The organism is Terriglobia bacterium (assembly GCA_020073205.1).
Taxonomy (GTDB): domain Bacteria; phylum Acidobacteriota; class Polarisedimenticolia; order Polarisedimenticolales; family JAIQFR01; genus JAIQFR01.
On sequence record JAIQFR010000100.1, the window covers coordinates 1 to 15,333 of the forward strand.

At 69.8% G+C, this 15,333-nt stretch carries 9 protein-coding genes and 1 pseudogene; 1 reads left to right on the top strand and 9 read right to left on the bottom strand.

Annotated elements, in window-relative coordinates:
* From LAO51_16500 to LAO51_16510, 3 genes are all read right to left on the bottom strand, one after another.
* Positions 1 to 3,047, bottom strand: a 3,047-nt coding sequence (locus LAO51_16500; GenBank protein ID MBZ5640343.1) for a hypothetical protein, incomplete at its 3' end; no start/stop codon positions are given.
* 95 nt (positions 3,048 to 3,142) lie between these two features.
* Positions 3,143 to 3,469: a hypothetical protein gene (locus tag LAO51_16505; protein MBZ5640344.1), complete on the bottom strand. Its 327-nt coding sequence runs from the start codon at positions 3,467 to 3,469 to the stop codon at positions 3,143 to 3,145.
* Positions 3,466 to 3,921, bottom strand: a complete 456-nt coding sequence (locus tag LAO51_16510; GenBank protein ID MBZ5640345.1) for a hypothetical protein — start codon at positions 3,919 to 3,921, stop codon at positions 3,466 to 3,468. The genes LAO51_16505 and LAO51_16510 overlap by 4 nt, the downstream gene beginning before the upstream one ends.
* Positions 3,922 to 4,248: 327 nt before the next feature.
* On the opposite strand from LAO51_16510, the gene LAO51_16515 reads away from it, so the two are divergent.
* Positions 4,249 to 6,933, top strand: a complete 2,685-nt coding sequence (locus tag LAO51_16515; GenBank protein ID MBZ5640346.1) for a S9 family peptidase — start codon at positions 4,249 to 4,251, stop codon at positions 6,931 to 6,933.
* 4 nt (positions 6,934 to 6,937) lie between these two features.
* Here LAO51_16515 and LAO51_16520 read toward each other — a convergent pair whose 3' ends face one another.
* The 6 genes and pseudogenes from LAO51_16520 to mtnA all read right to left on the bottom strand — a co-directional run bounded on the left by LAO51_16520 (position 6,938) and on the right by mtnA (position 15,170).
* A complete protein-coding gene (locus LAO51_16520) occupies positions 6,938 to 7,546 on the bottom strand; it encodes a hypothetical protein (GenBank protein ID MBZ5640347.1) in 609 nt (202 codons plus the stop codon).
* Positions 7,547 to 7,563: 17 nt separating this feature from the next.
* Positions 7,564 to 10,203 (bottom strand): hypothetical protein, encoded by a 2,640-nt coding sequence (locus LAO51_16525; GenBank protein MBZ5640348.1) that lies wholly within the window; start codon positions 10,201 to 10,203, stop codon positions 7,564 to 7,566.
* Between the two features lie 131 nt (positions 10,204 to 10,334).
* On the bottom strand, positions 10,335 to 12,131 hold the full coding sequence (lepA, locus tag LAO51_16530) for a translation elongation factor 4 (GenBank protein ID MBZ5640349.1): 1,797 nt from the start codon (positions 12,129 to 12,131) through the stop codon (positions 10,335 to 10,337).
* Between the two features lie 71 nt (positions 12,132 to 12,202).
* On the bottom strand, positions 12,203 to 12,979 hold the full coding sequence (locus tag LAO51_16535) for an enoyl-ACP reductase (GenBank protein MBZ5640350.1): 777 nt from the start codon (positions 12,977 to 12,979) through the stop codon (positions 12,203 to 12,205).
* A gap of 94 nt (positions 12,980 to 13,073) precedes the next feature.
* Positions 13,074 to 14,097, bottom strand: a pseudogene (gene tsaD, locus LAO51_16540) (tRNA (adenosine(37)-N6)-threonylcarbamoyltransferase complex transferase subunit TsaD).
* 5 nt (positions 14,098 to 14,102) lie between these two features.
* The gene (gene mtnA / locus LAO51_16545) at positions 14,103 to 15,170 is read right to left on the bottom strand and encodes an S-methyl-5-thioribose-1-phosphate isomerase (protein ID MBZ5640351.1); all 1,068 of its coding nucleotides are present in this window, start codon (positions 15,168 to 15,170) and stop codon (positions 14,103 to 14,105) included.
* Between the last annotated feature and the right edge of the window lie 163 nt (positions 15,171 to 15,333).

The window sequence follows — 15,333 nt, forward strand, 5'->3', positions numbered from 1 at the left end:
CCCCCGGGGGCGCTGTTCACCTCGCTCTTGTCTTCCGCCAGGGTCGCCTTGAAAGCGGCCTTGAGTTCGAGGACGTCCGCGTCGAGCACGGTCCTCCCGCCGAGGCGGGCGACGATGCGCGGCGCGCTCGTGACCGTTCCGACCCGCCGGCATGCGAGCCCGTCGAAACGGCGCTCGAACCTCGCGGCATCGTCCGCCGATGTCGTGGCTACGAAGCGTCCACAGGACTCGGCAAACAGGGCGACGTCCGCCGGGAGCAGGCGGAGATCGGGGCATCGGTCCAGGTCGAGGTCCATCCCCAGCTCGGCGGCCATCGCAGCGCGGGCCAGCGCCGCGGCGAGGCCGCCGCGGGCGGGGACGGAGGCCGATCGAACCAGGCCCTCGCGCACGGCGCTGTCGAATGCCCGGTAGATCGGGAGCGTCTCGGCAGGGTCCACCCGGGGCGCCTTGTTGCCGACGTAAGGGCGCGGGCCGCCCGGCGGCTGCGCCAGGCCGTCGAGGTCTCCGCGATAACGGAAGTACTCGCTCGCGCCGGTTTCGTCGCGGGTCGTTCCCACGAGAAAGATCGCGTCCCCGGGCGTCTTGAGGTCCAGTGTGACGGCCTCTCGCACGTCGTCGATCCGGCCGATCGCCGACACCAGGAGCGTGGGCGGGACGCTGATCGTAACACCGCCCATGGTCGAGTCGTTCTTCATCGAGTCCTTGCCGGAGATCAGCGGCGTGCCGTAGGCGACGCACACGTCGTGGAGCCCCCGGCAGGCGCGCACGAGCTGCGCCATCTTGTAGGCGCCGTCGGGTGTCGACTCGGATTGGACCGGATCGGGCCAGCAGAAGTTGTCGAGGAGCGCGATCCAATCGAGGCGCGCCCCGGCCGCCAATTGCCGCCGGACGGCTTCGTCCACCGTGAGGGCCGCCATCGCGTGCGTGTCGATGTCGGAGAGGAAAGGATGGATCCCTTCCGACAGAACGTAGCCTCTCACCGAGCCGTGCCGGGCGAGGAGCACCGTCCCTTCGGCGGGGACGTCGGCCTTCGCTCCCGTGAACGGTTTGACCACGCTCAATCCCTTGACCTCGTGGTCGTAGTACCGCGCTTTCGCCTCGCCGGAGCAGAGGTTGAGGCGACCCATGAGGTCGTGGAGCGCGCGCGTCAGATCGCCGGGGGGCGGGCCCGGCGGTTCGGGGAAGGATGGCGGCGTCCAGCGGGCATCGAGGTCGAGGTCGGGATCCCCCTCATGCAGGAACTCCATGTCGAGGAGAGCCACCGTCTCGGCGCCGTACGTGACGTGGAGCCGGCCGCTCGAGGTGAACTCGCCGAGGACCGTGGCTTCGACCTCACGCCGCCGAGCGAGGTCGAGGAACGCGCCGGCCTTCCCCGGAGCCACCGCGAGAGTCATCCGCTCCTGCGCCTCGGACAGAAGGATCTCCCACGGGGCGAGCCCGGCGTACTTGAGCGGGGCCCGGGCGAGGTCGAGCCGCGCCCCCCCCGATCCGCGCGCCATCTCGCCGACGGACGACGAGAGGCCGCCCGCGCCGTTGTCGGTGATCGCCTCGTAGAGGCCCAGGTCCCGCGCCTCGAGGAGGAAGTCGAACATCCGTTTCTGGGTGATCGGGTCGCCGATCTGCACCGCCTGGACCGGCGACGACTCGTCGAGCGCCGCGGACGAGAACGTCGCCCCGTGGATCCCGTCCGCACCGATCCGGCCGCCGGTCATCACGATCAGATCGCCGGGGCGCGCCCTCTTCACGTGCCCCGGCCGCCCCGTGACGGCGACGGGGAGTGCCCCGACCGTGCCGCAGAACACCAGGGGCTTCCCGAGGTACCGCGCGTCGAACACCTCGAAGCCTCGCGCGTACGGAATCCCGCTCTGGTTCCCGCCGTCGATCACGCCGCGATGAACCCCGTTCCGGATCCGCCTCGGGTGGAGAAGACCTTTCGGGACCGGACCGTCGTGGAACGGCGAGGCGAAACAATACCCCCACACGTTCGCCAGCAAGTCGGCGCCGAGGCCGGTCCCGAAGGGGTCGCGGTTGACCCCCACGATCCCGGTGATCGCGCCGCCGTACGGATCGAGCGCGGACGGGGAATTATGAGTCTCGACCTTGTAGACCAGGCTCGCGTGGTGGTCGAAGGCGACGACGCCGGCGTTGTCGTGGAACACCGACACGAGCCACGAGACCCCGTCGCGCTCGCGGATCGCCCGGTCGACCTTCTCGGTGGCCCCGCGGATGAACGTCTTGAAGATCGACCGGAGAATCTCCGGCGGCCGGCCGGGCTCCCTGTAGGTGACCGTGGCGTTGAAGATCTTGTGCTTGCAGTGCTCGCTCCAGGTCTGGGCGAGACACTCGATCTCGACGTCGGTGGGTGAGTCACCGAGTCCTGCCTCTCGTCGCCGCGCATCGTCGGCGGCCGCGAGGAAGTGGTCGCGGATGGTCCGCATCTCCGCGAGGGACAGGGAGAGGAGTCGCTCCCGGCTGATCCGGACGAGATCGTCGTCGCTCCCTGAGAGCGGCACCGCGACGGCGATCGGGGATTCGTGTCCCGCGACCCTGGGCACGGAGAGGTCGGGCGACGAGGCGGCCCATTCCTCGCGCGTCTCCACCTTTACGGACTGGACGACCGGATTCGCCAGGAGGCCCCAGGCGATCCGATCGGCATGCGAGCGGTCGACCCCGTCGAGAAGGTAGAGCGTGGACGTGAAGACCGAGGACGGGTCCCCCAAGGAGCGCCCGAGCGTGTCCTCGACCGCGACTCTGGCGCTCCTCCCCACGGGGTCCGTGACGCCCGGCTTGTACGCGACCGTGACCGCGACGTCGAACGGACCGTCCTCGACCCGGCCGATGTCCCCGGCCTGGAGGACGGGGTCGGCGAACTCCGCCAGGATCCGGAGGGACTCGTCCCGCGTGAGGTTGGCCTCGATCCGGTAGACGTCCCTCGTGCGCACCCTAGCGACCGGTATGCCGAGGAACCCGCGAATCGTCCGGGAGATCTCCTCCCCTCGCGGGTCCCGGAACCCGGGCCGCGTCGCGATCTCGATGCGAGTGATCACGCCGACCTCCGTGAGGCGGCAGATTATTGCACGGGGGTCGGGTACTGCAATCTCGGCTGCGGGGCCAGAGCGCGCGGAGGAACACGCGCGCGACGTTACTTCTTTTTCTCGGCCCTGAGCGCCTCGTTCTCCCTCCGGAGCCGCTCGATCTCGGCGTCGAGGACGCGGACCTTCTCTCGCATCTCCGCGTCCACCTCGTCGCGGGCTTTCTCGAGCGCGCGCCTTTCCTCGGGAGTCTTCGCCTTCTCGATCGTCGCATCGGCCGCATGGGAGGGAAACTCACGTGACGGCGGCGCGGAGGAGCCAGGGGACGGAGACGGAGCGGCGTTCCCCCCGTGCCCGCATCCGGTGATCGCGAGGTAAAGGGCGGCGACGAGCGCGAGCCGAGCCGTGGCGGTGCCCCGACCGGCGGGAGGGATCACCGGACCTCCCGGGCGGGCTCGGTCCGCGGCGCCTTCCCTTCTCTCTTTTCCTTATTGCCGGCCTCGAGGTCGGAGTTCTCCTTGCGGAGCTTGTCGAGCACGGCGCGCCGGGTACGGATCACGTCGTCCCAGAACTCCCGGGTCGCCCGGCGCACCTCGTCGGCGGCCGCGAAGGTCGTCGACTTCGTCCACGCCAGGCCGCTTCGGCCCGCCCCCGCGGCATCCCGCGCCCCGCCCTCGACGTAACGTCCAACCTTGCTCTTTCGAACGTCGCGACCGACGGTCTTGACGTCTTGGACGAACTCCCGGCCAGCCTTCTTGATCTCGCCACCCCTGTTTGAGGCATCCCCTTCGGGCGGCTTCGGTGGGTCCTCCGCGCGAGCAGTGGCCGGGATGACCAGCGGCAAGAGCAAGGCCAGAATGACCAGATACCGGCCGGAATTCCCACACATGGCAACCACCCTCCCCCGGGCCCCGACGCTCCGATAAGCAACGAACCCCTCGACGGCAGGGTACCCCCTGAGCGCCGGAATCGCCAAGGCGAGCCCTTGCGGTGAAAACGCAGCGAAGAGCGCAAGGCCCCCCCCCGCAGAAAGCAAAAAAGTGTAAAAAAGTCTCGACCTCCCCATTATTCGGCGCGCGGGTCACCAGTTCCCGCGTGCCGTTTTTTTTGTCTTCCGGATTATCGGCATATCCGGCATCAGGCCGCCGAAACTCCCCCTTCCTCCCCGATGGTATCCTCGAAGCCGACTCGAGACGATGGCCGTGGAGGAGGCTCCATGCGTTCCTCGGATTGGCGACTCGCGCTCTGCACGCTCTGCGTCGCGACCCTTCCGCTCGCGGCGAAGGACCCGGGTCGAATCGAGAAGGACAAAGTGATGAACCCTCCCCAGAGCGACACCCAACCTCCTTCGACGCCGGTGGCGAGATGGATTCTTCTCGGGCCGGCTCTCGATCCGCTCCCGGTGTTTCACGACGAAGCAACGGGTCGTTACGGCATCGAGGAACTTCTCAAGGCGGAGCGGTTCCCGATGCGATCCTGGCGCCCCACGGAGGGCGGGGAGGCATCGTGGTTCGGCGGCGGCCACCTGAAGTGGGCCTCGCGAGACGCCACCCCCGACGGCTTGGTCACCCTCGACGCGCCCGAAGGTGCGATGCCGGGGGTGCCAGCGACGGCGTGGCTCGCCGCGTATCTAACCGTCGACCGCTACCGCTCGCTGGACCTCGAGGTGCGGGGCACCCAACCGCGTCGGGCGTGGCTGGACGGCGAATCGGTGGCAACGGGCGGGACCGACAAGGACCCGAAGAAGCCCGGTAGCGTCGAGGCGTCGCTCGGGCTCACCACCGGGAAGCACCTCCTCCTCGTCGAGACGGTGCTCGACCCCGCGCGGCCCGGAGCCTGGACGCTCGGTGCGTTCCTGCGGTCGCCCAAGAACGAGGGAGGCCCCGGGTTCGTGGCGACGCTCGATCCGGCCTGGGACCTCGACGTCAGGGACATTCTCGATGCGCCGCAGATCACCGCACTGGCGGTCTCCCCCGAGGGGACCGAGATCGCGGTCACGCTCTCCCGGGTGGTTCCGTCGACCGACGATGCGGAGGCCTGGGTCGAGATTCGCTCCGCCGCCGACGGCGCGTTGCTTCGCGCGTGGCGCGGCAGTCCCGGCGTGAAGCAGGTCGCTTGGGACCCGGAGGGGCATTGGCTCTCCTACGTGACCGAGGCGAAGGGCGGCCCAGGCGACACCGAGCGCTCGACGATCTGGCTTCTCGACCGACGCACCCAGGAGGTACGTCCTCTCCTCGAGAGGGTCGAGAACCTGACCGGGTACGCGTGGTCGCCCGACGGGCGCGCGATCGTCTACGCCTCGAGCGTCAAGCCCGAGCCGGACAAGCGGGGCATCACGCGCTTCGACGGGCTGCTCGACCGCCAGAAGGACTACCGCACGAAGAGCTACCTCCACCTCGTGACCGTCCCGGACGGGACGCGCCGTAGGCTCACCGCGGGTGCGCTCACCGCGAGCGGCACCGCGTTCTCGCCCGACGGCCGGAATCTCCTCTTCGTCCGCGAGGTCGAGGACTTCGGCGCGCGGCCGTATACCCGGAAGGAGGTCTGGCAGCTCGATCTCTCCGACCTATCGGCCGTCAAGCTCCGCGACGCGCGCTGGCTCGAGAGCGCGCAGTACGCGCCCGACGGGAAGCGGATCCTCTTCCAGGCGGGCCCCTCGGAGTTCGGCTCGGCGGGGGTCAACGTGCCCCCGGGAACGATACCGAACGAAGGAGACGGACAGCTTTACGTCTTGGACCCGGCGACGAGCCAGGTCGAGGCGATCACCCGGGACTTCGATCCGTCCGTGACCTCCGCCGTCTGGAGCCGGGTGGACGGGAACATCTACCTCGAGGCCGAGGACAGAGACCGAGTGCGCCTCTACCGGTACGAGGTCGCGTCCGGGATCTTCACCCCCATCTCGACGGAATGCGACGTCGTTCAGGAGCTGTCTCTCGCCGAGCGGGCGCCGGTGGCCGCGGCCAGCGGGACTTCCCCCTGGAGCCCGGAGCGGCTCGCGGTCGCCGACCTCAAAAGCGGCACGTCGAAGGTCCTGCTCGAGCCCGCGGCGACGTGGTTCGCCGGGATGCGGAAGGGAACCGTGGAGCCCTGGACGTTCGCGGCGCAAAGCGGCCGGACGATCGACGGGCGAGTCTACCTTCCGCCCGGCTTCGATCCGGCACGCCCCGAGAAGTACCCGGTGATCGTGTACTACTACGGGGGGACCTCCCCGGTCAGCCGCGAGTTCGGCGGCCGCTACCCGAAGGAGTGGTGGGCCGGGCAAGGATACGTGGTCTACGTGCTCGAGCCCTCCGGCGCGACCGGGTTCGGGCAGCCGTTCTCCGCGCTGCACGTCAACGACTGGGGAGAGATCACCTCCGACGAGATCATCGAGGGCGCCCGGAAATTCCTCGAGGCGCATCCTTACGCGGACCCGAAACGGGTCGGCTGCATCGGAGCGTCGTTCGGCGGGTTCATGACGGAGCTGATCGTCACCAAGACCGACTTGTTCGCCGCGGCGGTCTCGCACGCCGGGATCTCGTCCATCTCGTCGTACTGGGGGGAGGGATACTGGGGATACTCGTACAGCGCCCTTGCGACCGCCGGGTCGTTTCCCTGGAGCCGGAAGGACATCTACGTCGATCGCAGCCCCCTGTTCCGGGCGGACAAGGCGCGCACCCCGATCCTCCTGACGCACGGATCCGCGGACACGAACGTCCCGCCCGGGGAGAGCGCCTCGTTCTTCGCGGCGCTCAAACTGCTCGGGGTCCCGGTCGAGTACGTGCAGGTGGACGGCATGGACCACTTGATTCTGGACCACGCCAAGCGGATCGTGTGGTCGCGGACGATCCTCGCCTGGTTCGACCGGTGGCTCAAGAACCAGCCGGAGGGCTGGGAGGCGCTCTACCCGAAACCGAAGTAGGGACTTACTTGGCGGTCAGCGTCCCGCCGGCCCACGTGACCGCGGTAGTATTCGTCGGCGGCGGGGTGGAGTCGATGACCTCCCCGTGCCCGTCCACGAACATGATCGGGCTGCCCGTCACGGCCTGTCTCGCGACGAAAGTCAGGACGATCAGGTCGCTCGCATCCGTTACATTCACCCCCTTGATCGTTCCGTCGAGCTGCCTCTTCGAGACTCCGAACTTGATGGTGCCGGGCAGCGACAAGGGGTCCACGAGCACGGTCACGGCCTCCTTCTTCGGGTCGGTGTCGCACCCGCCGTCGCAGATGAGCGAGGTCGAGACGTCGTAGCTCCGGTAGGCCACGTTCGTGGCGTCATACGAGATCCAGAACGCCGCGCCGAAGAAGTCGTCGACCCCTTTGACGGACACGCGCACCTGCACCAGCGTCCCCGTCGTCTCGCCGGCCTGAAGCGTGACGGAACCGTCGGGTGGCGACGGCGCGTCGGGGAGGAACGAGGCGACGACCCCCGAGGAGGTCGGGTTGCTGGTGCTGCCGCACCCGAGGAGCACGAGGCAGCCCACCGCCGCCGCGACGGCCCGCGGGACTCTCGCCAGGGGAAGTCGCCGAATCATCGTCCGCTCCTCCACCTTCACGGACACGCGAAGCCGAAGAACGCGGCCACGTAGGCCAGGTCGTCGCCGTCCACGACGCCGTTCCCGTCGAGGTCCGCCGGGGCGTAATACCGCTGCGGGGACAAAAGCCGGTCCGCGGCAAACGCCGCGGTGATCCCGAGCAGGTCGATGCCGTCCACCTCACCGTCGCCGTTCACGTCGGGAACGGTCACCGTCGCGCCCGCGGTGCCGCCGAGATGGCCGAGGTTGACCCTGAGGCCGTTGGGCTTCGGCTCGAGGGAGAAGTCCGCCGCGGGATCGGCGGCGTCGAGCGCGCCCGAGCAGAGCGCCAGCGAGAAGTCGGGGGCCAGCCTCGGATCCGCGGCGATGTCGGTATCGTCCCGAGTCAGCTCGTCCCTCAGGGTCCGCTCGTAGTCGACCCCGCTGTTCCCGAAGACGTCGGTGTACGCCACGTCCACGTGGAAGTCCCGCGTGCCGCCGTGCATCAGCTTCCCGGCGTCCCGCGGCGAAGGGCCGCCGATCGCCAGACCGTCGTTGCTCGCCAGGATCGAGTTCGAGATCGCGACGCGTGCGCTCCCGCCGGAGGCGCCGTCGGACTCGATCTCGATCGCCGCCGCTCCGGCATCCGTCCGATTCGACGCGATCGTCCCGTAGTCCACGGCGACCGAGGCGAGCCCCGCGCCGCCATGCGCGTAGACGAAGAGCCCTCCTCCCGTCGCGCCGCCGACTTCGGCGTTCGTCGCCGCGTTGTCCGCCAGGAGGTTCCGGACGAACCGAGCCGAGGCCCCCGCCGCCCCCTCGGAGTCCGTCACCAGCGTGGCACCCCCGCCGAACGATCCGGCGGAATTGCCGCGGAGCGTGTTCGTCTCGACCGCCATCGAGGCACCGGCCGCGGCTCCCGACGAGGCGACTGTCGCGCGAAGGCCCCCGCCACCGGCCGCGCACGAGTTCCCGATCACCTCGTTGCCGCTCGCCACGAGGGTCCCTTCCTCGGCGGACTCCGCCCCGTTCGTCACGGCGAGGTCGAGGCCGCCGCCCGAGCCTCCCCCTCGGTTGGCCGAGACGGAATTTCCCTCGACGTCGAGCCGGCGCACTCCCGGCCCGTCCCCGGCGGCGCGCAGGAGGAGCCCTCCGCCGTCCAACGCCGCGTGGTTGCTCCGCACGCCGCTCCCGCTCGCGAGGATCCGCGCCGTGCCGGCGACGGAGAGGTCGACCAGGGCTCCGCCGCCGGACCCCGATGCCGTGTTCGACCCGATCGTGCTCGCCGAGATCGTGACGTCCGCGCGGGCGCCTTCGCCGGAGAGCGTCGCCTTCACCGCCAGCCCGCCGCCGTCGTGCGCCGAATTCGACGTGACCGTGTCGTCCGCAAACCGCGCCTCGAGGCGCCCCTCGCCACCGGCGAGGAGGAGGGCCGCCCCGCCGTCGCCGGAGGTCGTGTTCCGGGCCATGTCGTTTCCGGTCGCGACCAGCCGCGTGCCGGATCCGGCGGGGACCGCGGCCCGCACGATGAGGCCCCCGCCGCCATGGCCGGAATCGCCGACGTCCGCGACGTTGTCGCCGATCGTGTTGTCCTGGACGAACACCTCGGTCGCGCTGAGGCAGGGCCCTCGCTCGGCGCAGACCGAGCCGGCGCCGGCGTCGACGCAGTCCTGGCCGATCGTGCAGGTCACCGAGGTATCGCCGACGCACACCCGGCACCGCACGTCGCTCGCGCAGGCGATGGACGTGTCGCCCCAGCAGCGAAGGGGAGGCGGCGAAGGCGGCGGGTCGACGTGGATCCCGCCCCCGTCGTCGCCGGTGGCGCGATTGCTCGTGACGACGTTCTTCGCGATGGTGCCGGAGCCCGAAAGGCGTACCCCCGACAGCCCGCCGCCGCGCAGGGTGAAGCCGGTGACCGACGACCCCGCGCCGAGCCCGAGCACAGGCAGGGTCGCGAGCGATTCGCAGGTCTCCCCCTCGGGGCAATCGGCGCTCGCGACGCACCAGGCGCCCGATCCGCTGCACGTGCCCTGGATCCGGTCGCAGGAGCCGAAGTCGCACCCCAGGTCGGAGCAGTCGGTTGCGGCGGAGCAGCTGACCGTCGGGTGGTCCCGGCACGCGCCGACGACGTTGCCCGTAGGGATCACGCAGACGTCCACCGTGCAGGAGGCGCTGGCGTCGTTGGTGCAGATCCCCGTGGCCTGCACGACGGAGCAGGTCTCGCCCGTGGGACAGTCCGCGTTCAGAAGGCAGTGCTGGGTCTGGGTCGTGCTGCAGACGTGGTCGTCGCAGAGCCCGGTGCACTGCACCGTGCCGGCGCCGTAGCAGGCGAGGCTCTTCCTCTCCTCGCAGCTGCTCCCGCCGCAGATCCCGGTGCCGTCCACGATGGTGACGAAGCTCGATGGAGGGTCCGCCTCGATCGCGGTCGCGACGAACGAGAGCGACTTGAGCGACGCGTCCACGCACTCGCGGTAGACGCCGGGGAGGACCCGGACGGTGTCGCCGTCCCCGGCGGCGCTCACCGCCCGTCCCAGGGTCAGGAAGGGAGATCCGATCGACCCGTTCCCGTTGACGTCGTCCCCGGTCGTGGACACGAACCAGGAGCGCGCCGCCGCGAAGGCCGGGAGCGAAGCGAGAAGGAGGACGAGGACCGGCAGCGGCCGCCGGATCGATCTCATGGGCGAACCCCTCCGCACGTCGGGCAGCCCTCCCGTGACGGACGCCGCCCCACCGGCGCGGCTAACTCTATCCCAAGTTCGAACCGGCATCGACCGCGGGGGACGGTAAATTGCGGTCCTGGCGCCGCACGTCAATCCACCTTCAGGATCGCCAGGAAGGCGTCCTGCGGGATGTCGACGCGGCCGACCCGCTTCATCCGCTTCTTCCCTTCCTTCTGCTTCTCGAGGAGCTTACGCTTGCGGGTCACGTCGCCGCCGTAGCACTTCGCCAGGACGTTCTTCCCCATCGGGCGCACGGTGGTCCGACAGAGGATCCGGCTGCCGATGGCCGCCTGGATCACCACCTCGAACAGCTGTCGCGGGATCAGCTCCTTCATCTTGACCGCCAGAGCGTGCCCCTTCTGCTCGGACTTGGCCCGGTGGCAGATCAGCGACAGCGCGTCCACCGGCTCGCCGTTCACCAGGAGGTCGAGCTTGACCATGTCGCTCTCGCGGTAGCCCGCCAGCTGGTAGTCCAGGGAGGCGTAGCCGCGGGAGCAGGACTTGAGCTTGTCGAAGAAGTCCAGCACGACCTCGTTGAGCGGCATGTCGTACTCGAGGAGGACCCGGGTCTTGGAGAGGTAGGAGAGCTTCCTCTGGATCCCGCGGCGCTCCTCGGCGAGCTTCAGGATGTTCCCGACGTACTCCGGCGGTGTGATGATCATCGCGAGGATGACCGGCTCCTCGATCGAGGCGAGGTTCTGAGGCGGAGGGAGCTTGCTGGGGTTGTGGACTTCGATCGTCTCCCCCCGGTGGGTGGTGACGCGGTACGAGACCCCGGGGGCCGTGGTGACGAGGTCCAGGTCGAATTCGCGCTCCAGTCGCTCCTGGACGATCTCCATGTGGAGCAGGCCGAGGAAGCCGCAGCGGAAGCCGAATCCGAGGGCGCCCGAGGTCTCCGGCTCGTAGTTGAAGGCGGAGTCGTTGAGCCGGAGCTTCTCCATGGCGTCCCTGAGGTTCTCGTACTCCGCGGCGTCGGTCGGGTAGAGCCCCGCGAACACCATCGGCTTCGCCTCGCGGAATCCCGGGTACGGGGCGTGGGTCGGGTTGCGCTCCTCGGTGACCGTGTCGCCGATCTGGCAGTCGCTGATCTTCTTCATGTTGGCGATGACGAAGCCGACCTCGCCGACGGACAGCTCGGTTCGCGGTGTGGACTTGGGCGAGAAGACGCCCATGTCCTCGATGTCGTACGTCCCGCCGGTGTTCATGAGGCGGATCCGCATCCCCTTGCGGAACGTCCCGTCCTCGACCCGCACGAGCATGACGACACCGCGATACGCGTCGTACCACGAGTCGAAGATCAGGGCCTTGGGCGGCGCGTCGTAGGAGCCGCGGGGAGGCGGGACGAGCGACACGATCGACTCGAGGATCTCGTCGATGCCGGTCCCCTCCTTCGCGGAGGCCGCGATGGTATGCGCGGTGTCGATCCCGATGATGCTCTCGATCTGCTCCTTCACGCGGTCCACGTCGGCGCCGGGCAGATCGATCTTGTTGAGGACCGGGATCACCTCGAGGTCGTTCTCCACGGCGAGGTAGGTGTTGGCGAGCGTCTGGGCCTCGACCCCCTGGCTCGCGTCCACGATGAGGAGCGCCCCCTCGCATGCCCGGAGACTGCGGGAGACCTCGTAGGAGAAGTCCACGTGGCCCGGGGTGTCGATCAGGTTCAGGATGTAGTCCTGGCCGTCCTTCGCCCGGTAGGCGAGGGTCACCGCGTGGGACTTGATGGTGATCCCGCGCTCGCGCTCGAGGTCCATCGCGTCGAGCATCTGGTCGTGCATCTCCCGGTCGGGCACCGCCCCTGTCCGCTCGAGCAGCCGGTCCGAGAGGGTGGTCTTCCCGTGGTCGATGTGCGCGATGATGCTGAAATTCCGGATGCGCTGGGATTTCATGAACGCTCTGCCGGCGACTTCGCGCCGGACAGCCGGTCAGTATAGCAGACGGCGCGGAGCGGCCGGGACGATCAGTACCCCATGGCGTGGTACCCGGCGTCCACGTAGAGGGTGGTGCCGGTGATCCCGGACGCGAGGGGGCTAGAGAGGAAGAGCGCGGCGTCGCCCACCTCGGTCGCCTCGATGTTCCTTCCGAGGGGGGCGTACTTCCGGTGGTGGGTCGCGAGCAGGTTGAACCCGGTGATCCCGCGGGCCGAAAGGGTGGGCACCGGCCCCGCCGAGATCACGTTCACCCGGATGTTGAGCGGCCCCAGCTCGAACGCCAGGTGGCGCGCCGCCTGCTCGAGGGCGGCCTTGGCCGTCCCCATCACGTTGTAGTTCGGGAAGACGCGCTCGCTCCCCAGGAAGGAGAGGGCCAGGATGCTCCCGCCGTCCTTGTCCATCAGCCGCGAGGCGCGATTCGCCAGCGCCACCAGCGAGTAGGCGGACACGTCGAGGGCGATCCGCCACCCCTCGCGGCTCGTCTTCTTGAACTCTCCCTCGAGCTCCTCGCGTCGCGCGAACGCGATGGAGTGGACCAGGATGTCGAGCTTCCCGAACTGACCCTTGAGCTGGGCGAACACGCCGTCCATCTGGTCCTCGCTCATGACGTCGCAGGCCATGACGAGGGATCCCGGAATCCTGGAGGCGAGGGCGGTGACGTTCTCCTGGAGGCGCTCGCCCTGATACGTGAGGGCGAGGCGGGCCCCGGCCTTCGACAGGGCGGACGCGATGGCCCAGCCGAGCGAGCGCTGGTTGGCCACGCCCATGACGAGCGCGGTCTTTCCCTTCAGGTCGATGGCGCGCATGGTCCACCTCCTTCCCCGACGGTCCCGCGGTGGAAGTGGGCGCTAGATTAGGGGAAGGACGCCGGTCTTGCAACGGCGCGGCCCCGCCGCGGGCTCACAGCCTCAGGTTCGGGTCGGCGTTGAGATCGAGTCCGGCGCGCTCGCCGCGATCGAGGTGCAGGAACCCCGCGGCCGCGATCATCGCAGCGTTGTCGGTGGTGTATTCGGGCGAGGGCATGAACACGGACAGGCCGCGCTCGCCCGCCGTCTCCCGGAACGCCCGCCTGAGCCTCCGGTTGCAGGCGACGCCCCCCGCGAGCAGGACCGTCCGCACGTCCTCGCGCCGGCAGGCGCGGAGCGTCGTGTCGACGAGGGCTTCCACCGCGGCGCGCTGGAACGACGCCACCACGTCGCGCACGCGCGGAGAGGCCTCGCCGCCGGTCGCCGCCGGCCGCGCCAGTCCCTCGCGCTGCGCGAGGCGGCGGACCGCGGTCTTGAGCCCGCTGAACGAGAAATCGAGCGAGCGATCCTTCATCACGGCCTTCGGGAACGGGACCGCCCTCTCGTCGGCTCCTTCCGAGAGGCGATCGATGACCGGGCCGCCGGGGTAGCCGAGCCCCAGGAGCTTCGCGACCTTGTCGAACGCCTCGCCCGCCGCGTCGTCGCGGGTGCGGGCGAGCAGGCGGTAGACCCCTTCCTCGGGGCAGAGATAGAGCGAGGTGTGTCCTCCGGACACGACCAGCGCGACCGCGGGCAGCGGGATGTCCGGGTGCTCGATGAACGGGGAGCGGATGTGCCCCTCGAGGTGGTTCACGGCGAGCGCGGGGATCCCGCGCTGCCACGCGATCGCCTTCGCGGCGCACAGGCCCACGAGGAGCGAGCCGACGAGCCCGGGTCCCGACGTCACCGCGACCGCGTCGATCCCCTCGATCCCCCCCCGCGACCTCGAGCGCCTCGGCCACGATCGGGCCGATCGCCTCCACGTGGTGGCGCGAGGCCAGCTCGGGCACCACCCCGCCGTACTTCCGGTGGACGTCCACCTGGGATGCCACGACCGACGAGAGGACGCGGCAACGGTCCTCGACGACCGCGGCGGCGGTCTCGTCGCACGAGGTCTCGATGCCCAGGATGCGGGGCATGGGGACTAGACCCCGCCGAACAGGGCGGGCAGCGACGCCGCGTACGGCGTGCGCGCGATCCCGCGCTCGGTGACGATGGCGGTCACGAAGCGGGCGGGGGTGACGTCGAACGCGGGATTCCGCACCGCGACGCCCACCGGCGCGAGCTGCACGCCGAAGAGCTCCACGACCTCCTTGGGGTCGCGCTCCTCGATCGGGATGTGGTCGCCGTCGGGGCAGGCGAGGTCGACGGACGAGAGCGGGGCCGCGACGTAGAACGGCACGTCGTTCGCCGACGCGAGCACGGCCACCGAATAGGTCCCGATCTTGTTGGCGACGTCGCCGTTCGCCGCGATCCGGTCGGCCCCGACCACCACGAGGTCGACCTCCCCACGGTGCAGGAAGCTTCCCGCCATGTTGTCGGTGATCAGGACGGTCTCGATCCCGTCCTTCATCAGCTCCCAGGCGGTGAGACGGGCCCCCTGGAGGTACGGCCGCGTCTCGTCGGCGAGCACCCGTACCTTCTTCCCCGCCTCCACCGCGGCCCGCACGACCCCGAGGGCGGTGCCGTAGCCGGCGGTGGCGAGCCCCCCCGCGTTGCAGTGGGTCAGGATCCTCGCGACGTCGGGCACGAGGGCCGCGCCGTGGCGCCCGATGGCCCTGCACGCCGCGAGGTCCTCGTCGCGGATGCGGCGCGCCTCGTCCTCGAGCAGCAGCGCGACCTCGGGGACCGAACGCCCCTCGGCCCGCGCTCGCGTGGCCGCTCCCTTCATCCGGTCGATCGCCCAGGAGAGGTTGACCGCGGTCGGCCTGGTCGCTCCCATCAGGCGGTACACCTCCGCCATCCGCCGGTCGAACGCCGAGGGCTCGAGATCCGATGCCGCGCTGGCGCCGAGGGCGAGGCCGAACGCCGCGACGACCCCGATTGCCGGCGCGCCGCGCACCACCATGGTGCGGATTGCCGCTGCGGCCTCGGCGGCGGTGCCGAGCCGCGCCGTCCGGAAGACATGCGGCAGCACCGTCTGGTCGATGACCAACACGGTTGCATCGGCTTCCGCCCAGATACTGCGGTAATGCGTGCCGCCTACCTTCATTGCGCCTTTATGTCTCGCATCGCCATATTCCAGGATTGCCGACAGTATCGCGGCGCGCCCCGCCGTGCGAGTCCGGCGCGACCCTCCGGTGGCTTGCCGCCGCGCCGGCGCGTGTCACAATGGCACCCGACGCCGGCGATCCCGCCGGCGGTGGGAACCTATG